Here is a 23,871-nt window from a genome sequence, read left to right as displayed (position 1 = left end):
AACGTCATTTAGAGTTATTAGGGCGGCCACTATTGCCGCCTTTTCTATCGCGATAATGCACTCTACGCAAACGTCGTACTTTTGTCGCCCTCTGTATCTTCTGGTATTCGCGATAAACGATACGGATAAATAAAACCAGTCCAACAAGCAACAATAGTGAAAACACACTCAAGAATGGTTTACATAACCAATCGGGTTGGCAAGGTTGAAAGAACACAAAGTCCATACTTACCTCCTTCTCTTCTATAGAGTTGTTCCACTACCGTTATATTAGCAACTAGCTTTAAACCACAGCTTGCGCTGCTCAACATTTTGAAAAGTCCATGCAATAAAACGACTTATCTTTTGTCCTTGCTGCATCTCTACTACTTTTATCGACTCAGCGCCAACTTTCTGAAGCTGTTTTTTCATCCAACGAACATTATCACTTTTTGAAATCAAGGTTGTGAACCACAAAACCTGCTGACTAAACTGCTGGCTTTCAAAAGCCATGTTCTTAATAAATGCCGCTTCACCGCCGGGACACCAAAGCTCAGCTTTCTGTCCACCAAAGTTGAGAGTCGGTTTTTCATCTTGCTTAGAAAGCGGTGACTGACTTATTAAACCTTTTTTCTTTTTGTTCGCTTGAAGGTTTTTAAGCTTTCGCTGCGTCCCTTGTTCTGCTTCGGCAAGAGATGCATGAAACGGTGGATTACAAGTCGTCACATCGTATTTTTCATTTGGCTGAATAATGCCGGCAAATATCGATTTGCTATCACTCTGTAAACGACACTCTATTCGGCCTTTCAGATTGTGGTTGTGCAGAGCAATGTTATTAGCTTGCTTCACCGACACAGGGTCAACATCACTACCTACATAGATCCAACCGTATTCCGTAACACCAATGATCGGATAAATGCAATTCGCACCTACTCCTATATCAAGTGCACGAACGCCATTCTGTTTTAGCGACGAATTCTCTGATTGCAGTAAATCAGCAACTCGGTGGATGTAGTCTGCACGTCCAGGAATCGGCGGGCACAAGTAGCCCTGTGGAATATCCCAGAACGTCACACCATAATGCAATGCAAGTAACGCTTTGTTCAATAGCTTAACGGCTATCGGGTCAGAGAAGGAAATACTCCAATCTCCTTTTGGATTTTTAATCAGGTGGGGCTTTAATTCCGGTAACACTTTGCACAACGCCATAAAGTCATAATTGCCTTTGTGGCGATTTCTACTGTGTAACCCCTCTTTGCCCTTCGTCACTGGATTTGATTTAACTGTTGGTTTTACCGTTCCGCTAGCTTTCGGTTGTACTAGTGGTTTGGACTTTGAAGCCTTAGACGCAGAATACGGTTTCTTACTGCTCACCTTTTTTTCGTTAGCAGCTTTCTCTTTCACTGTATTTTTACTGCGTGTTTCTCCGTGAGTTTTCCCAGCATAAGTTCGACTGTTCATCCGTTACCTCGGCTTAATTCTAAGACCATCATGTAAATGCGCGCATCCAGTTCATACTGGTGATAATTCGGTTCCATATGACAGCAAAGTTGATAGAAGGATTTGTTGTGATCTTTTTCTCGCAGATGCGCAAGCTCGTGAACAACCAACATTCTTAATAAAGGCTCAGGCGCGTTTTTAAACATACTGGCAATACGTATTTCATTTTTAGATTTGATCTTATTGCCATGGACTTTTGATACGTAAGTGTGAAGCCCTAGAGCATTATTGATTAGGTGTATTTTACTGTCGTAAACCACCTTGCTCAGCGGCGCAGTTTTCTTCATATACTGATTCTTAATCGCCATCGTATATTCAAACAGAGCTTTCTCACTTTGAATTGAATGACGTTCAGGGTAACGCTGCTCGAACCAAGGAATGAGCTTATCGTTATCAACCAACTTTTGGACTGACTCGACAATGTGAGCAGGATAGCCTTGAATGTATCTGAGTACTGAATTCATACGTATTTTTGAAAGCCTTAAAATGAAGCCGCACAGTGTAGCGGAAAGTCGATAATGATTCACGTATTAGGCTTTGGCAAATGCAGAGGTAGGTTTGTATCAAGTCTGAATGAATGAAACTGGAACATGGAAAATCTAGACACCAGATGATTTTCCATGTTTTTAAAAAGGTATGAGCTAGGTCTAACTGAGCAACGCAACCACAGTATGGCGACGCACATTCGCTTGTGCATTTAATGCTTCAAACGCTGAAGAAAAATCTTCCGAAGCTCTATTAAAATGTGTGAGCTTTTGTGAAATCTGCTGACTGGTAGGCACATTCAGTTGACTCTTCATTGTCTGCATTTGTGTATCGATATCGACTTGATATTGGTTAGCTTGTTCTAAGCTAGCGTGTGTTTGCTGAAGATGTTTATTAACTTTAATGATGCTCTGCTTAATACCGTCACGCGAGCTTAAATCGAAACGAAGCTCAGCAACGCCATCTGGTTCTGATTTTATATTGAGCATGTTAGCCTGACCAGCCGGAAAACGATGGCCTTGGCCTGTAACTGCGACTTTATGGTCCATTTGTTTGTAAGCTCGCTCACTCGCTTCAAATAGTACGGTACCGTCTTCACTAATGCTGGCTCTCATCCCCAACGGTATTAGACTTCTATCCAACATTTTAACGGTTCTAACTCCATCTTGTGCTGAATCAAACTGGATCATTACCGAGCTACCATGAGGGAAATCCAAACGTATTTGTTCAGCTTTTCCTTGTAGGCGATTCACATTGAGACCAGGGATTGAAAATCGGCGGACATCTGTTCCATTGAGTTTTAAGTTCAACTCATTATCAATAACACGATGACCATCGAAACGAGACTGTTGTAACACGGTATCAATTTGAAATTTTGAACGCGTTAAGTTCTCTTTAATATTTGCAACGTTATCTACGCCCTGATTCATTGCCTGAGTTAATTGACGCTTAATGCTACCTAACTCTTTCCCGACTAGCTGCAAGGACTTAGCCGCTATTTGTACAGCTGTCGCTTGTTGTTGTCCCTGAGTAAGCAATATTCCCGACACAGAATAAGTCGAGGTATTACCTCTGTCCGGATAAGTAACGGGGTTCGACGCAATAAGTTTTACATCACCAGCATTTAGTGACGGTGTAACTACCGTTCTTTCTTGCCCAGTTAGTCGAATACCATGCGCACGAACTTCACTTGTGCTTAAAGCCATCTAAATACTACCTAAATACGGTCAAATAGTGATAAGCCGTCTATTTTGACATAGCTGGCTTGTGTAGCCTGTAAAGCAGCCATAAAACTGTTCAAACGCACAGAGGCTTCACTGTAATCTAAAGCAGACAACTCATCGTTCACTTTTTCGACAAAGAGTTTATTGTCGGTATGCGAACTGTTCATTAAATCCAAATTATTGTGGCGTCCTCCCATTTCTGTGATTGCTGAAAGAACGTTATTTGCGGTTATATCAAGATCATTAATTGTGTTGCTGACTTCCGTTTGGAAGTTCGCAGTAGGAGCCTGAAACTCGGCGATTAATCCGTCTATGGATTTTAAAATATTATTGCCACCGCCCAGATCCAAAACATCTAACGCTGTAATATTTGTTTCCATCGTAACGCCTTTTGCGACAGTCACGACTCGTTTATCACTGTTACCCAAAAAATTATAATTCCCATCTAAAGACGGCGTATCCGTTGCCGTTCCCGAGAATAAATGAACCCCTTCTTCATCCTGAGCGTTAAATGCCGAAGTAATCGAATCTCGCAGATTGTTTAACTCGGTAATAATCCCAGCACGGTCGTCTGTTGTCATCGTACCATTCGCTCCCCAAAGAATTCGGTCACGTATGTTCTGCAAGCTATCCGTCACGGAATCTAAATACACTTCCTGGCTGGAAAGTATCGTTTTTACATTGGCAATATTGATTTGATATTGGCTAATAGCGCTGTCTTCACGCTCGAGATTCAATAGCTTGATTGAAGCCATAGGATCGTCGGACAGCTTAGTCATCCTTTCACCTGTCGACATTTGCTGCATGACCTTTCCTAACCCTGCATTGTTTGTCTGCAAACTTTGCAGCATCATCTGGCTAAACTGTGTGTCACTGATTCTCATGATGTCCCTCTAAAATAACTGCAGCACTGAATCAAACAGTTGGTTGGCGGTACTGATAACTTTCATATTGGCATTGTGCGCATTAGCAAAGTTCATTAGGTTTGCAGCTTCTTCGTCACTGTTAACTGCACTAATATTATCTCTGGCGGTAATTGCCTGACTATTCATACTGCTTTTAGCCTGATAGTCCGATTCGGCCTGTCGTGCTTTTATTGCGACATTACCCACCATTCCTGTAAATGCATCATTCAGTGAGACATTCCCAAAGCCATTAATCGAAAATGTCTGGTTACTTATCTCTATTATGGAAATCAAGTTGTCGCTGTTCCCTGGATTTCCATCACCAGATAAACCCAGTTCATTCGGAGTAATGTCCGTAATAGTTAGACTTGCAGCAGCGTTCGCTGCGTCATAACTAAATAACGCTTTTCCCGCGATTCCGTTAAGATCTAAGCCCATTGCCAGTTCCGTGTTGAACGCATCAGCCATGGAAACAGCCATCTCATCAAGCGCCGTCATGTACGGTTTGAGAATGTTAGTTTGGTAGTTTGATATTGCGCCAAGGTTACTGCCGACATCACCGGGTATTGAAAAGCTTTGTTTATCAAAATCGACTTGTAACGTTGCTAGATAAGCATCATTTACATCAGGTATTGCTTTAAGGACTCCAGCCTCACTGCCCATGACCAGAGGTTGACCAGACGTCAGTGTTACTTGAATGCTGCCGTTAGCCTGATCAGTGGTTTTTACTTCCACCAATTTTGATAGCTCTCCAACCAACGTATCACGTGTGTCTAGTAGTTGCGCTGCATTTGCGCCAACGCCTTTACTCTCAACTATCTGCTTATTTATATCAGCAATATTGCTCATAAGACTATTCGCTTCTGCAACAGCAGCAGTGCGCTGATCGCTTAAGTTTTTATGTTGGGAATAAAGGGACTCATTCAGAGTGTTAAAACGGCGGGATAGCGCTTCAGCTTCATTAATAATTTGCTGACGTAATGGCATAGATTCCGGTTTCGAAGTCGCATCATGAAGTGCAGCAAATATGTTATCCAAACCCGCTGACAAACTAAATCCTTCAGAATCTAATGTGTTTTCTAGGTAGCTTAAACTCTCTGTATACCGTGATGCATAAGATTCTGCACTGCTGGTCGTCCACGTCTGCTTAACAATAAACTGATCTGTTACTCGGCGAATACTCGTCACCTCTACGCCCGTCCCTGCACTAAGTCTGTCATACTGAGAACCGCCAACGGTTGCCATTAGCGCTTGTTGGCGACTATAACCAGGAGTATTTACGTTCGCGACGTTCTGAGCTGTAACATCTAGTGCTACGCGGTTTGCATTGAGTCCGCTTAATGCGATATTAACCAGGTTCATATTCGTTAACGCTCCAATTTACGAATCAAAGACTGACTAAATGCATTAGTCGCTGTTAATTCATTTCTTTCTTGGAAGTTAGATGCGACCGTTTGTGAAGAATGATTAACTGGTGTGATGACATTTTTTGCCAATTTTGGCTCATCGTGTCCTACACGTTGAGAAGCTAAAGAAAAGTCCACAATGTTTGAAGCTGAGCTCTCATTCGAACCCAATTGTTCAACTAACATATCTGCAATTCCCGAGCTCTGTTTTTTCGCCATTTCAATAGCCATCTGGCCATCATACATATCGCGAAAAACACCCTGTTGCTTGCTAGAAAACGGGCTGTCTTCATCAGCCATAACATCACTACTGCTACGCATTTGACGTAATACTAATTGCAGGAACATTGCCTCAAATTGTTTAGCGACAGTTTCTAATGCGCCTTTTTCGTCGGAAGCATGTTTAATGTTCGTCAGTGTTGTGTTGTCGTGATAAAGAACTGAACCCATCTGTGTTCTATCGTTAGAAAGATCTATTTTCATTGTGCTTTCCCTAAATAACGACTAACTCGGCGTTTAATGCCCCTGCCTCATGTAAGGCTTGCAATATCGACATCAGATCAGTGGGTGTCGCGCCAAGGCTGTTTACCGCACTAACGATGGTGTTTAGTTCGGTGCCCACAGGCCAGATCATCATATTCGCTCTCATTTCATCGATATTAATATCCGACTGCTGGACAACTTCCGTTTGCCCTGAATCTGCAAACGCATTTGGCTGACTCACCAGTTGAGATTCGTTAATACTGACCGTTAAGTTGCCGTGACTGACAGCAGCCTCTCCCACTTTCACATTCTTACCTATTACGACGGTTCCAGTGCGAGAGTTAAAGACGATTCGTGCAGGTTTACGACCTTCGGTAACACTGAGCTCTTCTAACATAGACATCATAGTCACTCGTTGTTGGGTATCCTTAGGGGCACGCATTTCGACCTTGCCCTTATTGATTGCCGTCGCGACCTTAGGTCCAAACGTATTGTTAATTTCACGAACAATATTTTTTGCGGTCGTAAAGCTAGGCTCACGTAGATTTAGTGTAATTTTGTCTTGTTCATTAAAGTCTGTGGGTATTTCTCGTTCGAGTGTTGCACCGTTTGGCACTCTGCCGGTGGTTGCTGTATTGATTGTAATTTTTGAACCACTTCGACCTTCGGCAGACACACCACCAACCACAACATTACCTTGCGCTACGGCATACACTTCGCCGTCAACACCGCGCAATGGTGTCATTAATAACGTCCCGCCTCTGAGGCTTTTGGCATCGCCGATCGATGCAACAACAATATCCAGTTTCTGACCCGGCCCAGCCATTGGATTGACTGTCGCCGTCACACTCACTGAAGCCACATTACGCAACTTGGGGTTTGTAGATTCATCGAGTTGTACACCAAACTGGCGCAACATGTTTGTAATAGACTGAGCGGTAAACTTCACTTGGTTACGGTCACCATTACCATCTAAGCCAACAACCATTCCGTAACCAACTAATTGGTTTTCACGTATTCCCTGAACATCTACTAAGTCCATTAATGCAATTTGAGTTTCAGCTCGCGCGGTAGGGAACGAACCCAAAAACAGTACCAGCAATACTGTTGTGAAAAATATATTGTGTTGTTTCATTAAAACGGCATCCATGGACTATTAAAGAACTGCGTCAACCAACCGGACGCGTTACTGTCAGCCAGTGCGCCACGGCCTGAATAGGTAATTCTTGCATCACCAATGCGTTGAGAAGAGACTTGATTACTGCGTGTAATATCTTCGACACGGACGATTCCGGTCAGACGAATAAACTCATCCCCCTGATTCAATCGAAGCCATTTTTCTCCGCGAATTCTTAATACTCCATTAGGAAGAACCTCACCGACGGTAACCGTTATTGCTCCTTCAAGTTTGTTACCTTGAGAGCTAGAAGCTGTGCCATCAAAATTTCGCTCACCATCTACAGACGCACTAAATTGATCGTATGTGCTGTTCCCTATTGTGGGAACAGCAAGTCCAACACTCGACGTTTTTCCATATTTAGTATCTGCACTTTTGCTGGATTCTGTTTCTTCCGACAAAAGTACGGTCAAAACATCGCCGACACGATATGCACGGCGGTCTTGAAAGAGTGTCATTGAGTAATTGTGACGATAAAGACTGCCTGAATGAGGTGTAGGTAAAGAGTAATCCAAAGCCGGTGGCCCATATTTTTCATCATCGGGTGACGGCGGAATAAACTCATCCCGCCCAGCGCAACCCGATAATATTAAAACGCCCAATAACCCGACCGTGTTTAGCTTTGTCATTACTCTATGTTTCATTAACTATGCTTCCTTACACAGACTGTGACACATACTTCAGCATGTCATCAGCCGCAGATACGACTTTGGCATTCATCTCGTACGCTCGTTGTGTGGTGATCATATCTACCATTTCTTCTACAACCTGAACGTTAGAACCTTCAAGCACACCTTGTTTAATGCTGCCTACACCATCTTCACCAGCAACAAGTTCCTCAGCCTGACCACTAGCATCCGTTTCACGGAAGAGGTTTCCACCTAATGCTTCTAAGCCTGCTGGGTTAATGAATCTTGCCAGCGTGATTTGCCCTAACGTCTGTGGTGTAGAATCCGTTGCGCTTGTTGTAGTGACTGTGCCGTCAACACCAATCGACAAAGATGTCGCATCATCTGGGATCTGTATTTGTGGTTGCAAAGGCAATCCCTGACTGTTCACCATCAAACCTTCAGAGTTCACATGAAACTGTCCATTTCTGCTGTACATGATTTGGCCGTCAGAATTTTCGATCTGGAAAAAACCCTGCCCCATGACAGCGAGGTCCATTTCCTGACCGGTGTTCTGAGTATTACCCTGAGTGAAGACTTTTTGCGTACCCACTACGCGAACACCGCTACCTAACTGAACACCCGTTGGAAGCTGGTTTACCTGATCAACCTGAGCGCCGGGCTGACGTTGAATGCTGTAAAACAAGTCTTCAAAAACAACACGGTCACGTTTGAAACCAACCGTGTTCACGTTCGCGAGATTGTTTGAAATAGCGGTCATCTTAGTATCTTGAGCCGCCATGCCAGTTTTACTGACCCATAGTGCTGAATGCATTAAAGATTCTCCTTACAACGCCGACATTTATCGCGCGCTTACTAATTTATTTCCGGCTTGAGCCAATGTTTCTGCGGTTTTCATCATGCGCACTTGCATTTCAAAATTACGAGTTAAAGACATAACGCTCAGTAACTCGTCAATTGCGGAAACATTACTTCCTTCAATATGTTCAGGATTAAGTTGTATCGTTGCATCTGCCGCTAACACTGTGCCATCAGTGGTATGCAATAAACTGTCACTTTCCTTTTGCAGTTGGCCATCCGCCGGGTTCACCAGTTTGAGAGTCCCAACGTTGATTTCAGCACCGCCTCCAGGTGGTGTGACAGAAATAATTCCACGCTCACTAACTTCCACTTTTTCATATTCAGGCAGGACAATTGGCGCGCCACCATCATCTAATACTGCAAACCCGTTAATGCTCAGGGCACCATTGGTATCGACAGCCATATTGCCTGCGCGTGTATAAGCTTCGCCGCCATCTGGAGATTCAACGGTTAAATAACCATCTCCCATGATGGCTACATCAAGTGACCGCCCAGTTCTAACGATGTCGCCACTGTCAAAACGCGTAGAAGCAGAGTTGGTTACAACCATGGTTCGTCCGTCATACCCTGAACCTTTTAGCGGCACACTGCTGACGCGTTCCATATCCGCGCGAAAACCCGAAGTATCTGCGTTTGATAAGTTATTTGAACGAACGTGCTGAGCTTTAAGTACCCGGCTGGCTCCAGAAGTCGCGGTGTATAGCAAACTATCCATTTATGATCCTGTTGAACTTCATTAACTAGATTGCGTTGAATAACGCCTGAGTAAGCTTATCTTCTGTTGATATGGTCTTTGCGTTTGCCTGATAGTTACGCTGAGCCGTCATCAGACTGACCAACTCTCCAGTCAAATCGACATTTGAGCCTTCCAGAGCACCTGCAGATAAATCACCTAAAGTACCCGTACCCGGTACGCCAATAATCGGAGCACCTGAACTGAAACTTTGCGTCCAAGCAGTACCACTCACTTTTGCTAAGCCTTGCGGGTTAGCAAAGTTGGCTAACACAACTTGTCCCTGTAATTGAGATTCACCATTTGTGTATGTGGCATACACCATGCCGTTGTCTTCAATACGTACACCACTGAGTTCACCTGAGGTATAGCCGTTAGGGTTATTAGTACTGACACTGAACTCCGCACCAAACTGCGTACTACCCGTCATACTGATGTCAATACTCATCGCGTTAGCACCTGCGGCAGGGAAAGCTACGTTATAAGTGCCAGTAGGTGATAACAGTGTTCCGTCAGTATTAAAAGTCACTGCTTGTGTTGATACTGGTGTAGCGCTGCCATCCACTTGGACGTTCACTTCCCAAGTATTATCTGCAGTTTTGGTGAAGTACTGTGTAACCGTATGGCTGTTGCCGAGAGAATCATAAACTTTGGAGGTGTATGAAGAGTTAAATGAGTTAGGATCAGCAACATCAAATGGATATACCGCTTGATCAATTACGCCTGCACTAGCGTTGAAATTGGAAACAAATTCAAGTGAATCTGTCGCCTTCGCCGCCAATGAGGAAGTGCGAATTTTTATATCACCAACAGACCCGCTCATAAGTGTGTTATTGGCATCTACGCTGTAGCCCTGTAGCGCAGCACCCGTATTGCTAACAACATTGTTGTTCTTATCGGTTCCGAAGACACCAGAACGCGTATATTGAATCTGACCCGCAGAATCTTGTGTCACAAAGAAACCACCGCCGTTAATCGCCAAATCCATTGCTCGGCCAGTGTTTGTCACAGACCCATTTGTATCAAAATCCTGTGATGTGGCTGCAACCTCTACGCCACCTGGCTGTAAGCCATTATAAACGGCTGCAAATTCAGTCCTTGCACCCTTAAATCCATACGTTGACGCATTGGCAATGTTATGGCTGATTGTGTTTAGTTCAGTATTGGTTGCATCCAAGCCACTAAGAGCAATATTAAAACTCATAAATAACCTCAGTTTCCTTATAAGGCGTTAAGCGCCAAATTGAGTAATTTGATAAAAAGGTACGCTACCTACACCGGCGACATTGACCATTGCAGAGCCGCCTGAAGCGGGGATCCGAATTTGTTCCACTTCACCAGCCAGCAACACATTCGGTGTTGGTAGGCCATCTTGCACTTGCACGGTAACGTTATATTTACCGGCGGTTAGTCCTAATGCTTCAGGGTCTATTGAAAATTCAACTTCACCAGCAGGATGAGCACCCAATGGCACTTTCACTGTTTCTCCATACTGGTCTGTAACGATTAAGTTAACTTGGCTAGAAGCGTAATTGAGCTCGACTTTTCCTTTCTGTGGATTTTCATCAAGCTCAAACTCATTACCGGAAATGTATACGGTCTGCCCTACTAACCCTGCGGTCGATAGCACCTGCATGTTATCCAGCAAGACAGTGTTGTTCTGCAGTACGCTGGACATGTTTTCCATACTTTGAACTTGAGAGAATTGGGCTAACTGACCAACATATTCCGTACCATCCATTGGGTTTAGCGGATCCTGATTTTGAATCTGAGCAACCATCAAACTGATAAACTCATTTTCAAGTGACGTAGCGCTGTTTGCATCCAGAGAGTTACTACTCACGCTTGTATTTGTCATTGTTGCACTACCTGTAGTGTCACCAGAAAGTGCTGTATAGCTTGCAATTGTCATTAGCCACCCTGCCCTAGTTTCAACAGCCCTTGCTGCATACTTTTTACGTTGGTGAGTACTTCAACATTGGTTTCAAAACTGCGTGTTGCTGACATCATGTCAGCCATTTCTGCCACAACATCGATGTCTGGGTAATAGACATAACCGTCTATGTCAGCCAATGGACTATTAGGCTCAAAACGTTTTTCTGCTTGCCCCTGCGCTTGAACGACATCAACAATGCGAACTTCTGCACTCGGGTAATCATTGTGGCTGGCGGTGAGTTGAGTCTTGTTATAGACAGTCGCAAAGACTGGCTTCAAAGCTTTATAGGCATCATTCGGGTTTGCAGATACGGCGTCCGCATTCGCCAAGTTACTGGCAACTGTATTCAAGCGAACAGTCTGTGCATTCATTGCCGAACCCGCTATCGAATAAATATCAGTAAATGACATGATTAGCGTCCTTCAATTGCTTTAGCTAAGCCCTGAAATTTCATATTGAGAAACGTCAGGCTTGTTTGAAAATCCATGTTGTTCTGAGCAAACTTGCCTTGTTCCACACCCAGTTCGACGGTATTACCATTTTTACTATTCTGATAAGGAATCGAATATTGGCTCTCAACACGAAGAGAGGGGATCAAAGGATCAACGCCCAACTTACTGACAGAATCCATGACGGTGGTAAAACTCAAGTCCTTTGCCAAATATCCCGGAGTGTCAACATTCGCTAGGTTACCCGCGAGAACTTTGGTACGCTGAACGCGAAAGTTAAGCGCATCGGGATGTACGCCTAACGCGGTTTCAAATGAAATAGCCATGCTATTGTCCTTGCTGATTGCCTTACACTTCAGATACATATAACAAGATGCATGCCACATAAATTATTAATTAAATTCAATGACTTATATTAAAGCAAGGAAGATCAACTTCCGCCCATCGGAAGCAAATTACAGGAAGGAGGAAGTGTATATTTCCTCTATTTTTAATAAGTTTCTAATCTTAATAAGCTTGCTCATCGTGAGTGGCGCCACCCAAGCAAACAACATGACAGAACAGGCGTTACAGCAGGTCATAGAAAACCATCTTGATAAAGAATTGGCGTTATTAGCGAAACAAAGAGAGTGGCAGAATTTTCAACCTCAATGGCAGGTGTGGATTCCTGGCTCAGTTAAACATCTCAAAGTTTGTGAAACCCCTCTGGTTATTTCTGGTCAAGACAACCAATTGCTTCCGGTTGGCAATTTAAAACGGTCTGTTGATTGTTATGACGATAACTCTAGTTGGAGCATAAACGTCACCATAAAAGCTTCGTTATCACTCCCCGTTGTTGTGGTGAGTACGCCTTTGTCCCGAGATCAAAAAATTGATGCTTCAATGCTAAAAATGGAAATGCGAACTCTGACGCATCAAGATGATTTCTTTACCAAACTATCCGATGCGATTGGCAAACAAGCGACGCGTCGTATGCGTGTCGGACAAATTTTAGAACCAACTCTTGTGGCTGTTCCTCCAATCGTTACCAAAGGTAACGAAGTTATCATCATCGCATCTAAAAATGGGGTTAATGCATCGACACAAGGTGTCGCATTAGAAGATGGTGGACTAGGAGAGCAAATAGAAGTGCAAAATAGTTCCTCTCATACCGTAATTCACGCTGTAGTCACTGGATTAAACCAAGTTCAAACTCAATTCTAAATTTAAAAAATTTCCGTTTTTTATTTAATGAATTAAAAACCGTTGTCGCCTACTAATAGTAACAACGAAATTTAAGCCAAGAGTCAAAGCATGAAAATCGATAAAGTTTCGGGCGCTCATGTCCAGCAGCCAACGCTGCAACAAGCTAAAAAGCCAATTGAATCAAGTCAACAGACCAAAACAAGTGAACCTGAAATGAACGCCAATACGGTTGCCTTGGAAAAAGCACAAATGGCAATGGCTGCACTTTCAGATGTGGATATCGAAAAAGTAGCACAAGTCCGTGAAGCACTCGCGAATGGCAAACTTGAACTGGATAGCAAAGCTTTGTCTCAGGCTATGATGCAGTTTCACACAGGACACGAGTAATAAGGAGTCCTCATGTCAAGCAACCGTGGGCAACACATTCAGGCTTTTATGGCAACGATTAGTGAAGATCTAAAACTTTATGGTCTGCTTCATACGCTCATCATAGAGCAAAGATTATTGTATCTTGAGTTTAAAGGAGATGAACTGGCGAAAAACCTTAAACAGCAAGTTCCTTTACTCAATCGATTAAATAAAAACGCATCACAACGAACTCAGTGTCTAAGAAGTTTAGGCTTACCCAATAACTCTCAATCCGTGGTTCGTATTTTAAATGCATTACCAGAAAGCGTAAGAGGTCGATTCGCCACTCAGTGGAAATCGCTTAATTCTGTGATAGAACAATGTCGCAAGCTCAATCAAGAAAACGGTCAAAGTTCTGCAGCTTTCCATGAGCTTTTAACCGAACTTACTCAGACGTCTGTTACATACGAAGAGCGACTAACCGAAGCATTATGATAAGCAAGCTTAGGTTATCGTTAAATAAAAGGCGTCTGATAGCGACTGGATTAGTCCTGTTATTCAGTAGTAGCGTGTGTATGGCACAAACCTTTACCAAAGAAGTGGAGAATCAACAGCTTCTTTTGCTGCCATTTAAAAACCAGATACGTTCACACATACAGGCTCATCAACCTATTACCGAGCTCATTCTAGGCCAGTTGGAGCATTATTCGTTACCTAAACAATTGGTCTTATTACCCATGCTTGAATCTTCATACAACGCACAGGCGATATCACATGCAGGTGCGCGTGGATTATGGCAATTAATGCCCGCGACTGCGCAACGTTTCGGCCTCACCACTACCCCGAATGATCAACGGCTAAATATTTCTGCCAGTACTGGCGCAGCACTACGTTATCTGAAGTTTCTTTACAAAAAGTTTGACGGGAACTTAACGCTGACACTAGCCGCATACAATGCCGGAGAAGGACGTGTAGAGAGAGCAATAAAGCAAGCTGGCAGTAACGAGTTCCAAAAATTACGTTTGCCACAAGAAACCATCCAGTATGTTCACCGTTTTTATGCGCTCGCCAATCTGGTTACTGTTTCTTCGATAAACCAAAGCTCATTTCAACCACTTATGTTGTTTAGCTCTAATAATCAGCTAAATGCTCAGCCTATTATTAACCTGCAACCTCTGCCACCTCTCATTCAGTTGTAATGAGAGTAATCTGATTAAATGATCAATGATGATTTGTACACATTCTCGTTGAACGGTGAGCAATCAGTACTTGGCAATCAAAATGAAGTTAACATTACAGAGTTTTGTAACGAAGGCGTGAGTTTATAATATCTTCTATGTGTTTTTGCTCTTTGCGCGCTTTCTCATAACTTTGCTTTTTCTTCCAGCGATCTAACACTTGTTCTAATCCTTTCACTCGCGCATGTTTATACTCTAAAACTTCCTGTACAGAATTACATTCCGCTTCCATCACCGCTTGCTCTTCTTCATGGTGACGTAGCATTTTGTGCAGCATGATATCTACACGATTTAAGTTCATTAATATTGCGCTGTTAAGTGTCAAAGCACCAAAGGTTGACTGACCTGTAGCCGATTTTAAGTGGCTTAAGAGTTCCAGCTGATGTGTTAAATGCTGATGCTGTTGACGCATTGAATCCAGTCGCTGACCAATACGGTCACGCTTTTGTTCTTCTACTTGTTGCAATTTGCCAACTGCCCGAATTTTATTTTTCATAACCGCTTACCTAAACAACCTCAAAATTTATAGAATCAGCGCCCCTGAAACAGAGTCGCTAATTGTGTCAAACTTTCCTCATAACTCACCGACTCGTGAGCTGACTGCTGCAGATAAGCGCTTAAACTCGGGTACATAGCAACAGCACGATCTAAGTCGGGATCTTGTCCGGGTTGATATCCACCAAGAGGCAATAGTTCTTTAACTTGCAGATAATTCGAATATAGCTGACGGAATTGATTTGCTACGGTTTGGTGCGCCTCTTGGGTACAGGATGACATACACCGACTGATTGACGCATTGACATCAATTGCCGGGTAATGGCCTTGTTCCGCCAATTGGCGAGAAAGTACCACATGCCCATCGAGAATAGCTCTAGCAGAGTCGACCACAGGATCTTGCTGGTCATCTCCTTCTGCCAAGACGGTATAAATAGCTGTTAAACTGCCTTCCTGATTTTCGCTGTTACCAGCGCGCTCTAGCAATTGGGGCAGTACGCTAAAAACAGAAGGTGGATATCCTCGAGACGCCGGCGGTTCACCTAAAGAGAGTGATATTTCCCTTTGTGCCATAGCGTATCGCGTTAACGAATCCATCATCAGAAGTACATCTTTGCCTTTATCCCTAAAATATTCAGCAGCACGGTGACAAAGTAATGTTGCACGTAATCTCATGAGTGGCGATTCATCAGCAGGAGCCGCGATAATAATCGCTTTTTGACGGGCTTCTTCGGTAAGATTTCGCTCAATAAACTCACGAACCTCCCTTCCCCTCTCACCAATAAGGCCAACGACAATAACATCAGCCTGAGTGTTTTGAGAGATCATGCCTAATAAAACACTTTTACCAACGCCACTGCCAGCCATCAAACCAATACGTTGTCCTTTACCGACGGTTAGAAGTCCGTTAATTGTTTTCACGCCAACATCTAATGGCGTATCAACAGGCCTACGTTTTAACGGGTTGATCGGATTTGCCTCTAAAGAGATTCGTTCACCACCACGTAACTCAGGTCCACCATCAAGCGCTTCACCCAAGCCATTTACGACACGTCCAAGCCATTGATTGCTCATTTGAACAGTGCTGTCCCCTTCCAAAGGGACAACTTTCGCTCCTGCGAACAATCCACCAAGGCGTCTTATGGGCATTAAATAAGCCACGTTATGATCAAAACCCACAACCTGAGCCTCAATCATGCTTCCTTCAGCGGTCTCAACCATACAACGTTGCTCCAATTTAAAACGGCAACCGACCGCTTGGAGCATTAATCCATTAACTTTGACCAATCTTCCAGTAACTCGTGCCACAGGTATGGCATCTAGAGAAGCAATTGCATCATTAAGACGTTCTGATAAAAAACTATGAGTTCGAACATTATTGCTCATATTGGTTCTCAGATTCAGACGATTCTTCAAGTAAGTGCTGTTTCACGTTGTCCATGCATGACTCTAACCTCGAGTCGCAACTGACGTCTGCTTCGGCGTCATCAGTCACCAAATGACAACCTCCAACGGGTAAGTCTTTATTGGCAATCAGTTTCCAATCGTCTGGTAGTTCAGTACTCACCTGCTTGATGCGCTCCAAATCTTGAGGATTTAAATGTATAACGACACTTTGAGGTTTACCTGGCATCGCTTGTAGCGTTTCATCAACCAATGACAGAATTTGTTGCGGCATCAACGTTAGTTCTGCACGAATAACTTGCTGTGCGACTTTTTGTACCAGTTCGCAAATAATGTGGCGCTGTTGCTGCTCCTGCTCAACCTGCCACTGCGATAATGATTTCAATATCTCATTAACTGGCTTTGCTGCTTCAGCAAACAGTTTTTTTCCTGACTGCTCACCGTTAAGAAATCCTTTCTGAAAGCCCTCTTTCTGACCTTCAACTGCACCCTGCTGTTTTCCCTGTTCAATTCCTTGACGTAAGCCTTCGTCAAAGCCTTGCTGCAGACCCTGCTGAAAGCCTACTTCTAGCTGTTGTTGTACATCTGCTTTCAAACCCTGAGTTTCTTTCTCAGAAACGAATTCATCATTTCCCTGTATTGGCTGTGCCAGCGGTGGAAAACGATGAACTCGATAGCTATCGGAAGGAAGGCGCATGATCTTTTTTTTATTCATGACTTACTCCACCGTCGGTTCCTGATAGAGCTGCAGATCAATCTCATTCATTTCATTGAGTTCACGAACAGTCTGCATAATTTCCTGACGAGCACTTTCTACACGACTGCGAGGAATCGCTCCACGCACTTGCATCTCATCTTCGAGTGTCTTAATCATACGTTGAGGCATGGAACGCTTAATCGCTTGCTGCAACGTAATTTCAGCGCCTTTAAGTGCGGCCGCCCAAAGTTCCATCGGTATTTGTTGAACCAGACGATCCATGGTGTCTTCGCTTTGACGCCCCAATACCATGAAATCAAACATATTTTGTTCAATTTCATTAACCACATCTTCGTCATGTAAACGAAGCATCTCCATCAATGACGCTCTATCACCATCAAAACGGTTAATGATGTCAGCGACTTGCTTAACGCCTGACAAAGGTGCACTTTGCGTCACTGAGATTTGCTCAATACAACGCTCAATCAGTTCGTTCAAATCACCAGCCACCTGATGGTCGATATCTTGTATTCGTGCAATTCGGAACAATAATTCATCGTGGTAATCCTGAGGTAAACTTTTTAAAACCGCAGAAGAACTCTCTGGTGGCAAATAGGCAAGGAATATGGCTTGCATTTGTGGGTGTTCGTTTGCAATAAAACGGGCAAGTATCTCGGAATCTACCCATTGCAGACGCTGCATATTGTTGCGAATCTCATCACCATAAAGATCATTTAATAATCCCTTGGCTAAATCGTTACCCAACGCTTTACGAAGAGTATTAGACAAGTAATCTTTCGATGCACCACGTATACCACTGTGCTGGCGAAAATCTTCGAAAAACTTCTGTATAACATTTTTCGCTTTTTCGCTTTTAATACCACTCAACTTCGCCATAGCGCGAGTGACACGTTGTGTTTCGTCTCGAGAGAAATGACGTAGCACTTTGGCTGCGGCGTCTTCACCCATCCCCAACAGCACTAACGCTGTTTGCTCTACGTATTCAAGCTCTTGGTTCTGCATTGACTGTGCTGTGCTCATTCACATTTACCCACTGTTTCAATATCTCGGCGACACGCTGCGGCTCTTCATTCGCGATAAGCTGCAGATGCTTCAATTGGATTTCTAATGGAGAACCTGGAGGTGGTAATAGTTCACTACTCACATCTAATCCATTGGATGTACTAATGCCTTTTTCTGCTAATCGTCGATTGAGATTTTCTTCATATTCACGATCAGACTTAGTTTGTACATCTTCGTAAGACGGTTCATCTAGCAATGAAGGTACTTCAAGTTCCAGATTACGTCGGTCTGCTCCAGTTAGGTGCATAACCAATGGTCGTAGAACAAACATAATCATGGCCAAACCTAACATTCCACCTATAACGTAACGTAGCGGTTGTTGAATGGTTGGATCCTGCCACCAAGGTATTTCTGGCGGAGCTTCGATCTCTATTGGTGTAAAGTTAAAGCTACTTAAACTGAAGCTATCACCGCGCTCAGCATTGATGCCGACCGCTTCCATAATCATTTCAGAAAGCTCTGATTTCTCTTGATTAGTCCAAGCACTCCCATCTGGAGCTACCACAGAATTCAACAATACAGATACATTGAGTTTCTTAATCTGTCCCTGTTGAAACTGTGTCCTTCTTACACTTGAACCCACAGCATACTGACGTTTAATTTCTGCGCGTGCATTTGTGTTTTGACTGTCCTGAGTGGGTTGCTCACCCGTAACCGGAGGTTGGTTACTTAACGACCCTGGCACACCAAGAGCGATCTGATCAATCGAATTATCCTGCACTGTATGTTCGTTACTGACGACTGGATTGTTATCTAGGATTTCTTGGGTTTCCTCAACTCGGCTAAAATCCATATCCGCAGCAACCTGAACACGAAAGTTGCTTGAACCCAATATAGGCGTCAACATGTCTGCTGCGCGTTTGATAATCTGTTGTTCGACGTTTCTCTGATATTCAAGATATTTAGCATTTACTTTGCCAGATTCAGTAGAACCGACGTCAGCACTTAGTAAGCGACCATATTGATCAATAACAGATACCGATTCTGGTTTCATGCCAATGACGCTGCCAACAACCAGATTCACAATGGCTTCAACCTGCTCTGGTTTTAAATCTGACCCAGGTTTTAACTCAACCATAACAGAGGCTGATGGTGCTTCACCTTGTTGACGCACAAACAATGTTTGGCGAGGAATCGCTAAATGAACACGAGCATTAGAAACGGCATTTAATGCAATAATTGTCCTAACCAATTCACCTTCTAATCCGTGACGATATCGAGCCGTTTCCATAAACTGGCTCGTTCCTAATGAACTGTCCTCTTTAAGTGAATCAAGTCCAGTAGGAAGTTTAGCTTTAATACCTTTGGCAGCTAATAGCATACGCGCTCGTGCTACTTCGTCTTCAGAGACCAAAACTTGTCCGTTTTGGTCCTGCAAACGGTAATCGATACCTTCAGCTTCCAGTACCGATACAACTTCGCCTACATCGAACTGCTCGTTGTGCCCGTATAAAGGGCGAAAGCCTTGTGATGAACTCCACAACGCAACAACAATTAAAGCCGCAACAATGGCAGCCAACACCGCAGACAATACTAAATTTCGCTGACTACTTGACCATAGCTGTTTTAGCTTATTACCAAAGTCGTCCATTCCTTTCGCTGAAGAGGCTCTTGGCTGATTAGAACTGAGGCTAAGCGCACCAGCCGTTTGAGTTTGAAGTTCAGACATGTTTTACACCGGCATTTTCATAATATCTTCAAATGAACCAACCACTTTATTGCGTACCTGCAATAATGCATTGAATGACAGACTCGCTTTCTGGCTCGCAATCATTGCGCCCACCAGATCATCACTTTCTCCGGTTTCTACCGCCGTCATCTTGCTACTTGCAAGCGACTGATGACCATTAACTTTGTTAAGTACATCCGTCATTGCAGTTGAAAACGACATAGGTTCATTTACGGTATGAATATCAACAGGGTTAGCAGTCACGACAAACTCTGGAGAGGCTTGTATTCGCATTGCATCCATTTTCGTGAGCATCATTTGCTCGGCTGACATTACATTCCCAAAAGGTAAATCTGCCATTTCTATTCTCCTTTTTATGCCGCTGAGCCAAGTATTGACTGAAGATCAATACCTTGATCTCTCATTGCCGCCAACTTGTATCGTAATGCTCGGGTTGAAACCCCTAACGCGCTAGCTGTCTTGGTTCGGTTGCCACCGAACTGACGTAACTTTTCTAATATGTATTGGTACTCAGCCTGCTTTTTTGCTTCAACATGACCAAACGTTTGATCTGAAGTAGAACTATGGTTTATTGAACTGACTTCAACGGGAAGCATGAGATCCTGCGCAGTAATATAGTCTCCGTGACGCATGACTAACGCACGTTGAATTACATTTTCAAGTTCACGTATGTTGCCTGGCCAGTCGTATTGACTGAGCGCTATTTTGGCGTCCTGAGAAAGAAAGCAAGAACTTGCTTCCTGATATTTTTTGATAAAGAACTGACTAATTGGAAGTATGTCCTCTTTACGTTCACGTAGCGGAGGCCAATGTAAAGGTAATACGTCTAAGCGGTAGTATAAGTCCTCGCGAAACTGCCCCTTTTGTACTGCTTCTCGAAGATCTTTATTGGTTGCAGCTATCACACGGATATCAAGTTTAATAGCCTTGTGACTGCCCACTCTTTCTACTTCACGCTCCTGAAGTACGCGTAGAAGTTTAGCCTGAACAGCTGGGGACATTTCTCCAATTTCGTCCAGTAGTATGGTTCCTCCGTTAGCCTCTTCGAATTTACCACTCTGCGACGCTAGCGCACCTGTGAACGCGCCTTTTACGTGACCAAATAGAACCGCTTCTAGCATTGATTCGGGTATTGCAGCACAGTTAACGCCAACAAACGCACCGTTTGATCTTGATGACTGCTCATGAACATAGCGAGCGAGAACTTCTTTACCTGTACCAGATTCACCAGTAATCAATACACTCGCGTTTGTACAAGCAGCTCTGTGAGCTAGCTGCAGAACCTGTTTACTACGCCAAGATTCTGCAACAATGTTAGCCATTGGTTTTTTGAGAGCTTCAACTCTATGAATTAGGTTTAGAAGCTGATTTGATTCAAACGGACGTAGCAAATAGTCTGTCGCGCCAGCCTTCATGGTTTCGGCAGCCAAAATACCTTGATCTTGTTCTACAATCGCGATGGCAACCCCAGAGCGACTTTGCTTCTGATGACATGCAACCCAGTCGTGTACTGAAATATCACATAAATTGGAGCTAACGATTGTAATTGAAGCTGGGCTCTGTAGTAGAGCGTTTCGGCCTGTGCGTTCATGACGTACTTTATAACCAGCGTCAGTCAACACTTCTATAACAGATTGAGCCAAAAGCTCATTCGGCTCGACTAATAAAATATCTAACGTAGACATTACTGACCTTCACTGGTTACTTGGTGTTGAGTGAGTGTTTTAACAACAGTCTCGTTATTTCTAACGATGCGAATCATTACGCGGCGGTTTTTGGAACGCCCCTTTTCTGTGTCGTTAGTCATCATCGGATACCGGGAACCATGTGCTCGTATCTGCATGTTTTCTTTACCTATACCTAATTTATCCAAATACTGTGCCACTTCTTCTGCACGTTCTTTTGAAATTTGAATGTTACCCAATCTTGATCCGACACTGTCTGTGTAGCCGTCGATCAATACCTTGGTAACCAAAGCGTCCCAGTGGATGTATTCTGCCAACGTACTTAGCTGCGCACGCTGGCTTTGACTCAGTGTTTTTTGGCCACTTCGATAATAAATAAATGTATCTTTCGCATCGGAATACGTCATTGAAGGCAGACGATTCTTACATTCAATAAACTCAGCAATAGGAGATTGAGCCCGAATGGTTGGAACAATAATATCGAATCGCTTTGAACGAGAGCCGTCATGAAGTGAAAGCTGCAACCACTTTCCTTGTTCAGCGGACTTTAGTGTTTCGCTTATATGGTCTAGAAATAAAAAGTGAGACGCTGCCCTCTTATATCCCTGACTCATTTCAGTGACTTTCTGCAGTTCTGACCAAGGCGGCTCCAACAATGAAAGTTCCGCTGTTTTCCAAACATTCAATGTATTCGCCAATTCATATTCAAATGTGACCTGATTATTTGTCTCAGAGCGGAAATAAAACTTCCCCTGCGGAACTTCCGCATGAATTAAATTACAAGCCGCTGGTTCCTCTTTATATACCCAAGAAGAGACATCCATTGGCACTTCAATTTTTTCATTCGCACAAGATTCGAACGATGAAACTAATATTAAAGAGAAAACAACTGAGCGAAACATTTTTCAAACATCCAAAAATAGCCGTTCAAAACTTTACCTGACACTACTCTGACACACATTTCATTAGAAAAAAACAATTTACATAAAGAATTATATATTTCAAAAGCTTTATATATTTAACTCAAATTCAAATTAAAAACTGGAACAAATGCACATTTTATCTTTAATAAAAAGTGCGTGACTTTTATTTTACTTGGTATGAAAAACCTATAGATGGCAACGAGACACACATAGCACCGAAAAATCTTAACAACTGCAACATAAGCACCATCTATGTATAACCTAGTGCTGACACCCATCTAAGCCTGCACAAAAAACCTCTTACTTACAACAACTTAATACAAAAACCCTTAAATATTGATAATCAAACGTTATAAATTGACCAGAATTTAAACAATCAATTCAATAAATGACCACTGAAAAAAAGTGAAAAACATCACAGAGCTCATTTTGGAATAAATATCACAGATATGATTTTTATAAGTAAAAAAATATTAGTTTTATTGATTAGAATGCTGGTCAATAAGACTAAAAATGAATTGTCATGAAACGGTAAAATATAAATGTCAGAACTAATTGAAAATTTAAATACCGACGTAAAACCCTTAAATGTACAATTACTAGGCAAGCCAATTCATATCGTCCGAGAAAAGTTAGAAAAAATCATAAAAAGTTCAACCACTGGTCTAATTACAGAACTTCAATCTTGGCTGAGTGGCCCATATATAGATATTAATATCAAGTCCGTTGAAATATTCGAACTAAGCAATTTATCCTTCAATATGAAAACGGTTTCTCAATACAGTCATGAAAACGGTGGCTCTTTATTTATCAATCTAGATGACAAATCATTGATTAGATTTTCTGACCGTTTCTATGGCACAGATATTGAACGTAAACAAACCGTAATTACTAGTAGTGACAAACGTCTTCAAGACCGTATAGGCAAGTTGATCAGTCAATGGGTAGCACCAAAAGAAATGTGGCGAACCAACGGAGACGATGTGGTTTTCGGTACAGGTATTAAGGCCGAATTGAGTGTAACTAGCGGTGAACATAACGGTGAGCTGACGGTATTCTTTGATAATCGACTGGTTCAAACGCTGATCAACCAGCTTGATTTGCAGTCAAACGAAAACTTAAAACCTCAGTTTTATGAATCGCTAAAAACTACGCCAGTGAGACTCAATGTTCTTTTGAGCAAGAAAACCATGACTCTAAGCGAAGTATTAAGTTTATCGCCGCAAGACATACTTCCCATCGATCTGTTGTCATCCCCTCCTGTCAGTATCGGCAATGCCAATCTCTTTACAGGTCGAGTTGCAGAACAAGACGGGCAATTAGTTTTAATTTTGAACCAAGATAAGGATTCCTAAC

General features: G+C 42.9%; 28 protein-coding genes. 5 read left to right on the top strand and 23 right to left on the bottom strand.

The genetic code is table 11. The features are described from left to right. Window positions 1-4 precede the first annotated feature (4 nt). The 15 genes from ACRQQK_RS10000 to flgB all read right to left on the bottom strand — a co-directional run bounded on the left by ACRQQK_RS10000 (window position 5) and on the right by flgB (window position 12,093). The gene (locus ACRQQK_RS10000) at window positions 5-226 is read right to left on the bottom strand and encodes a hypothetical protein (RefSeq protein ID WP_457511241.1); all 222 of its coding nucleotides are present in this window, start codon (window positions 224-226) and stop codon (window positions 5-7) included. Window positions 227-270: 44 nt separating this feature from the next. Next, window positions 271-1,440 carry a 23S rRNA (adenine(1618)-N(6))-methyltransferase RlmF gene (gene rlmF / locus ACRQQK_RS09995; RefSeq protein ID WP_457511240.1) on the bottom strand — a complete coding sequence of 390 codons (1,170 nt, stop codon included), beginning with the start codon at window positions 1,438-1,440 and terminating at the stop codon, window positions 271-273. After that, a complete protein-coding gene (locus ACRQQK_RS09990; RefSeq protein WP_042488710.1) occupies window positions 1,437-1,943 on the bottom strand; it encodes a M48 metallopeptidase family protein in 507 nt (168 codons plus the stop codon). Before ACRQQK_RS09990 ends, rlmF begins: the two co-directional genes overlap by 4 nt. Before the next feature lie 183 nt (window positions 1,944-2,126). Further along, entirely contained in the window at window positions 2,127-3,170 is a 1,044-nt protein-coding gene (locus ACRQQK_RS09985; protein WP_457511239.1) for a flagellin, read from the bottom strand. Window positions 3,171-3,181: 11 nt separating this feature from the next. Beyond that, window positions 3,182-4,072 carry a flagellar hook-associated protein FlgL gene (gene flgL / locus ACRQQK_RS09980; protein WP_457511238.1) on the bottom strand — a complete coding sequence of 297 codons (891 nt, stop codon included), beginning with the start codon at window positions 4,070-4,072 and terminating at the stop codon, window positions 3,182-3,184. A 9-nt stretch (window positions 4,073-4,081) separates the two neighbouring features. Further along, on the bottom strand, window positions 4,082-5,455 hold the full coding sequence (gene flgK / locus ACRQQK_RS09975) for a flagellar hook-associated protein FlgK (protein WP_457511237.1): 1,374 nt from the start codon (window positions 5,453-5,455) through the stop codon (window positions 4,082-4,084). A 5-nt stretch (window positions 5,456-5,460) separates the two neighbouring features. Next, window positions 5,461-5,982, bottom strand: coding sequence for a rod-binding protein (locus ACRQQK_RS09970; protein WP_457511236.1), 522 nt, complete (start codon window positions 5,980-5,982; stop codon window positions 5,461-5,463). A 10-nt stretch (window positions 5,983-5,992) separates the two neighbouring features. Next, window positions 5,993-7,117 carry a flagellar basal body P-ring protein FlgI gene (locus ACRQQK_RS09965; protein ID WP_042488722.1) on the bottom strand — a complete coding sequence of 375 codons (1,125 nt, stop codon included), beginning with the start codon at window positions 7,115-7,117 and terminating at the stop codon, window positions 5,993-5,995. Further along, window positions 7,117-7,788 carry a flagellar basal body L-ring protein FlgH gene (gene flgH / locus ACRQQK_RS09960; RefSeq protein ID WP_457511258.1) on the bottom strand — a complete coding sequence of 224 codons (672 nt, stop codon included), beginning with the start codon at window positions 7,786-7,788 and terminating at the stop codon, window positions 7,117-7,119. Before flgH ends, ACRQQK_RS09965 begins: the two co-directional genes overlap by 1 nt. A gap of 28 nt (window positions 7,789-7,816) precedes the next feature. Beyond that, window positions 7,817-8,602, bottom strand: a complete 786-nt coding sequence (flgG, locus tag ACRQQK_RS09955) for a flagellar basal-body rod protein FlgG (RefSeq protein ID WP_102967025.1) — start codon at window positions 8,600-8,602, stop codon at window positions 7,817-7,819. A 27-nt stretch (window positions 8,603-8,629) separates the two neighbouring features. Continuing rightward, a complete protein-coding gene (gene flgF, locus ACRQQK_RS09950; RefSeq protein ID WP_457511235.1) occupies window positions 8,630-9,364 on the bottom strand; it encodes a flagellar basal-body rod protein FlgF in 735 nt (244 codons plus the stop codon). Window positions 9,365-9,389: 25 nt separating this feature from the next. Next, window positions 9,390-10,586, bottom strand: coding sequence for a flagellar hook protein FlgE (gene flgE / locus ACRQQK_RS09945; RefSeq protein WP_457511234.1), 1,197 nt, complete (start codon window positions 10,584-10,586; stop codon window positions 9,390-9,392). A gap of 27 nt (window positions 10,587-10,613) precedes the next feature. After that, window positions 10,614-11,294: a flagellar hook assembly protein FlgD gene (flgD, locus tag ACRQQK_RS09940; RefSeq protein ID WP_042488735.1), complete on the bottom strand. Its 681-nt coding sequence runs from the start codon at window positions 11,292-11,294 to the stop codon at window positions 10,614-10,616. Continuing rightward, window positions 11,294-11,728, bottom strand: coding sequence for a flagellar basal body rod protein FlgC (gene flgC / locus ACRQQK_RS09935; protein WP_457511233.1), 435 nt, complete (start codon window positions 11,726-11,728; stop codon window positions 11,294-11,296). Before flgC ends, flgD begins: the two co-directional genes overlap by 1 nt. 2 nt (window positions 11,729-11,730) lie before the next feature. After that, a complete protein-coding gene (gene flgB, locus ACRQQK_RS09930) occupies window positions 11,731-12,093 on the bottom strand; it encodes a flagellar basal body rod protein FlgB (RefSeq protein ID WP_457511232.1) in 363 nt (120 codons plus the stop codon). Between the two features lie 226 nt (window positions 12,094-12,319). Here flgB and flgA point away from each other — a divergent pair, with 226 nt between their 5' ends. From flgA to ACRQQK_RS09910, 4 genes are all read left to right on the top strand, one after another. Then, the gene (gene flgA / locus ACRQQK_RS09925) at window positions 12,320-12,970 is read left to right on the top strand and encodes a flagellar basal body P-ring formation chaperone FlgA (RefSeq protein WP_457511231.1); all 651 of its coding nucleotides are present in this window, start codon (window positions 12,320-12,322) and stop codon (window positions 12,968-12,970) included. Between the two features lie 90 nt (window positions 12,971-13,060). After that, window positions 13,061-13,339 (top strand): flagellar biosynthesis anti-sigma factor FlgM, encoded by a 279-nt coding sequence (gene flgM, locus ACRQQK_RS09920; RefSeq protein WP_457511230.1) that lies wholly within the window; start codon window positions 13,061-13,063, stop codon window positions 13,337-13,339. Window positions 13,340-13,351: 12 nt separating this feature from the next. Then, window positions 13,352-13,795, top strand: coding sequence for a flagellar export chaperone FlgN (flgN, locus tag ACRQQK_RS09915; protein ID WP_042488747.1), 444 nt, complete (start codon window positions 13,352-13,354; stop codon window positions 13,793-13,795). Window positions 13,796-13,875: 80 nt separating this feature from the next. After that, on the top strand, window positions 13,876-14,499 hold the full coding sequence (locus tag ACRQQK_RS09910; protein ID WP_457511229.1) for a lytic transglycosylase domain-containing protein: 624 nt from the start codon (window positions 13,876-13,878) through the stop codon (window positions 14,497-14,499). A 94-nt stretch (window positions 14,500-14,593) separates the two neighbouring features. On the opposite strand, the gene fliJ is transcribed toward ACRQQK_RS09910, so the two are convergent. From fliJ to ACRQQK_RS09870, 8 genes are read right to left on the bottom strand one after another with little or no spacing between them, the layout of a single operon-like run. Beyond that, the gene (gene fliJ / locus ACRQQK_RS09905) at window positions 14,594-15,034 is read right to left on the bottom strand and encodes a flagellar export protein FliJ (protein WP_457511228.1); all 441 of its coding nucleotides are present in this window, start codon (window positions 15,032-15,034) and stop codon (window positions 14,594-14,596) included. 35 nt (window positions 15,035-15,069) lie between these two features. Then, the gene (gene fliI / locus ACRQQK_RS09900; protein ID WP_042488756.1) at window positions 15,070-16,419 is read right to left on the bottom strand and encodes a flagellar protein export ATPase FliI; all 1,350 of its coding nucleotides are present in this window, start codon (window positions 16,417-16,419) and stop codon (window positions 15,070-15,072) included. Next, window positions 16,409-17,152: a flagellar assembly protein FliH gene (gene fliH / locus ACRQQK_RS09895; RefSeq protein ID WP_457511227.1), complete on the bottom strand. Its 744-nt coding sequence runs from the start codon at window positions 17,150-17,152 to the stop codon at window positions 16,409-16,411. The genes fliI and fliH overlap by 11 nt, the downstream gene beginning before the upstream one ends. Window positions 17,153-17,155: 3 nt before the next feature. Next, window positions 17,156-18,175, bottom strand: coding sequence for a flagellar motor switch protein FliG (locus ACRQQK_RS09890; protein WP_042488762.1), 1,020 nt, complete (start codon window positions 18,173-18,175; stop codon window positions 17,156-17,158). Further along, window positions 18,138-19,886 carry a flagellar basal-body MS-ring/collar protein FliF gene (gene fliF, locus ACRQQK_RS09885; RefSeq protein ID WP_457511226.1) on the bottom strand — a complete coding sequence of 583 codons (1,749 nt, stop codon included), beginning with the start codon at window positions 19,884-19,886 and terminating at the stop codon, window positions 18,138-18,140. The genes ACRQQK_RS09890 and fliF overlap by 38 nt, the downstream gene beginning before the upstream one ends. Before the next feature lie 3 nt (window positions 19,887-19,889). Further along, complete coding sequence (gene fliE / locus ACRQQK_RS09880; protein WP_457511225.1) at window positions 19,890-20,246, bottom strand: flagellar hook-basal body complex protein FliE; 357 nt, start codon at window positions 20,244-20,246, stop codon at window positions 19,890-19,892. Between the two features lie 14 nt (window positions 20,247-20,260). Beyond that, on the bottom strand, window positions 20,261-21,592 hold the full coding sequence (locus ACRQQK_RS09875) for a sigma-54-dependent transcriptional regulator (RefSeq protein WP_457511224.1): 1,332 nt from the start codon (window positions 21,590-21,592) through the stop codon (window positions 20,261-20,263). After that, window positions 21,592-22,494 (bottom strand): OmpA family protein, encoded by a 903-nt coding sequence (locus ACRQQK_RS09870; protein WP_457511223.1) that lies wholly within the window; start codon window positions 22,492-22,494, stop codon window positions 21,592-21,594. Before ACRQQK_RS09870 ends, ACRQQK_RS09875 begins: the two co-directional genes overlap by 1 nt. A 563-nt stretch (window positions 22,495-23,057) precedes the next feature. Between ACRQQK_RS09870 and ACRQQK_RS09865 the strand changes: the two genes are divergently transcribed. Then, the gene (locus tag ACRQQK_RS09865; protein ID WP_457511222.1) at window positions 23,058-23,870 is read left to right on the top strand and encodes a FliM/FliN family flagellar motor switch protein; all 813 of its coding nucleotides are present in this window, start codon (window positions 23,058-23,060) and stop codon (window positions 23,868-23,870) included. Window position 23,871: the final 1 nt, after the last annotated feature.

It is taken from the genome of Vibrio sp. C8 (assembly GCF_054051265.1).
Note: the sequence above shows the minus strand (reverse complement) of the source record. Positions and strands in the feature narration are given on the sequence as shown.

Coding starts and splice junctions, on each gene's coding strand:
- ACRQQK_RS09865 (WP_457511222.1), top strand. CDS start 23,058: ATGTCAGAACTAATTGAAAATTTAAATACCGACGTAAAACCCTTAAAT.
- flgH (WP_457511258.1), bottom strand. CDS start 7,788: ATGACAAAGCTAAACACGGTCGGGTTATTGGGCGTTTTAATATTATCG.
- flgK (WP_457511237.1), bottom strand. CDS start 5,455: ATGAACCTGGTTAATATCGCATTAAGCGGACTCAATGCAAACCGCGTA.
- ACRQQK_RS09965 (WP_042488722.1), bottom strand. CDS start 7,117: ATGAAACAACACAATATATTTTTCACAACAGTATTGCTGGTACTGTTT.
- ACRQQK_RS09890 (WP_042488762.1), bottom strand. CDS start 18,175: ATGAGCACAGCACAGTCAATGCAGAACCAAGAGCTTGAATACGTAGAG.
- fliH (WP_457511227.1), bottom strand. CDS start 17,152: ATGAATAAAAAAAAGATCATGCGCCTTCCTTCCGATAGCTATCGAGTT.
- ACRQQK_RS09985 (WP_457511239.1), bottom strand. CDS start 3,170: ATGGCTTTAAGCACAAGTGAAGTTCGTGCGCATGGTATTCGACTAACT.
- ACRQQK_RS09910 (WP_457511229.1), top strand. CDS start 13,876: ATGGCACAAACCTTTACCAAAGAAGTGGAGAATCAACAGCTTCTTTTG.
- flgB (WP_457511232.1), bottom strand. CDS start 12,093: ATGGCTATTTCATTTGAAACCGCGTTAGGCGTACATCCCGATGCGCTT.
- flgA (WP_457511231.1), top strand. CDS start 12,320: ATGACAGAACAGGCGTTACAGCAGGTCATAGAAAACCATCTTGATAAA.
- ACRQQK_RS09970 (WP_457511236.1), bottom strand. CDS start 5,982: ATGAAAATAGATCTTTCTAACGATAGAACACAGATGGGTTCAGTTCTT.
- fliE (WP_457511225.1), bottom strand. CDS start 20,246: ATGGCAGATTTACCTTTTGGGAATGTAATGTCAGCCGAGCAAATGATG.
- ACRQQK_RS09870 (WP_457511223.1), bottom strand. CDS start 22,494: ATGTTTCGCTCAGTTGTTTTCTCTTTAATATTAGTTTCATCGTTCGAA.
- flgL (WP_457511238.1), bottom strand. CDS start 4,072: ATGAGAATCAGTGACACACAGTTTAGCCAGATGATGCTGCAAAGTTTG.
- flgC (WP_457511233.1), bottom strand. CDS start 11,728: ATGTCATTTACTGATATTTATTCGATAGCGGGTTCGGCAATGAATGCA.
- flgF (WP_457511235.1), bottom strand. CDS start 9,364: ATGGATAGTTTGCTATACACCGCGACTTCTGGAGCCAGCCGGGTACTT.
- fliI (WP_042488756.1), bottom strand. CDS start 16,419: ATGAGCAATAATGTTCGAACTCATAGTTTTTTATCAGAACGTCTTAAT.
- flgM (WP_457511230.1), top strand. CDS start 13,061: ATGAAAATCGATAAAGTTTCGGGCGCTCATGTCCAGCAGCCAACGCTG.
- rlmF (WP_457511240.1), bottom strand. CDS start 1,440: ATGAACAGTCGAACTTATGCTGGGAAAACTCACGGAGAAACACGCAGT.
- fliF (WP_457511226.1), bottom strand. CDS start 19,886: ATGTCTGAACTTCAAACTCAAACGGCTGGTGCGCTTAGCCTCAGTTCT.
- flgD (WP_042488735.1), bottom strand. CDS start 11,294: ATGACAATTGCAAGCTATACAGCACTTTCTGGTGACACTACAGGTAGT.
- ACRQQK_RS10000 (WP_457511241.1), bottom strand. CDS start 226: ATGGACTTTGTGTTCTTTCAACCTTGCCAACCCGATTGGTTATGTAAA.
- ACRQQK_RS09990 (WP_042488710.1), bottom strand. CDS start 1,943: ATGAATTCAGTACTCAGATACATTCAAGGCTATCCTGCTCACATTGTC.
- flgG (WP_102967025.1), bottom strand. CDS start 8,602: ATGCATTCAGCACTATGGGTCAGTAAAACTGGCATGGCGGCTCAAGAT.
- flgN (WP_042488747.1), top strand. CDS start 13,352: ATGTCAAGCAACCGTGGGCAACACATTCAGGCTTTTATGGCAACGATT.
- flgE (WP_457511234.1), bottom strand. CDS start 10,586: ATGAGTTTTAATATTGCTCTTAGTGGCTTGGATGCAACCAATACTGAA.
- fliJ (WP_457511228.1), bottom strand. CDS start 15,034: ATGAAAAATAAAATTCGGGCAGTTGGCAAATTGCAACAAGTAGAAGAA.
- ACRQQK_RS09875 (WP_457511224.1), bottom strand. CDS start 21,592: ATGTCTACGTTAGATATTTTATTAGTCGAGCCGAATGAGCTTTTGGCT.